This window comes from Kitasatospora putterlickiae, from assembly GCF_039527695.1.
GTDB lineage: Bacteria > Actinomycetota > Actinomycetes > Streptomycetales > Streptomycetaceae > Kitasatospora > Kitasatospora putterlickiae.
In genome coordinates this window covers 71,633-72,134 of record NZ_BAAAKJ010000029.1, presented here as the reverse complement: position 1 = coordinate 72,134, position 502 = coordinate 71,633, and the positions used below count along the sequence as shown (strand labels likewise).

Genomic DNA, 502 nt, shown 5'->3' with positions numbered 1-502 from the left:
TGTCCCTCGTCGACCGGCTTGAAGTCCCCGCCCCAGGCCACCACGCCCTCGCAGTCCGCGAGGATGTCGCGGACCACCGCCAACTGGTGCGGGAAGAAGCCGTTCGACGCACCCGTCGGAAAGGCCGACGGCCGAATGTCCACGGCCGTGCCCGAGGCGTGGTTGCTCTCGTGCCGCACCTTCGAGGAGCCCGGCTCCCGGAAGCCGACGACATCGCCGGCCCGGAGCGTCTCCACCTCGTAGTGGTACCGGCGCACGACGTGCAGCAGCACGGTCCGCACGTCACCGATCCGCACCGCCACCTCGGCCTCGCTGCCGGCCACGGCCTTCGTCCAGATCGCACCGCCGGCGTCGACGGCCTTCTCCATCTCCCAGCCGTTGGTGCCCGGCTTGCCCGTGCGCACCTTGGCCCGCGCCGCCACGGCCCGGGCCTCGGCCGCCTCGAGCGGCCCCGGCACCGCGGACGGCCCGGCAGCGGAGGCGGTGGGGCCGGCGGCGCCGG

Annotated in this window: 1 protein-coding gene; it reads right to left on the bottom strand. The window is 74.9% G+C overall.

All coding sequences use genetic code 11. The features are described from left to right. Positions 1 to 458: M15 family metallopeptidase domain-containing protein (locus ABD308_RS04060; protein ID WP_486327005.1), on the bottom strand; the 458-nt coding region annotated here is incomplete at its 3' end. Between the last annotated feature and the right edge of the window lie 44 nt (positions 459 to 502).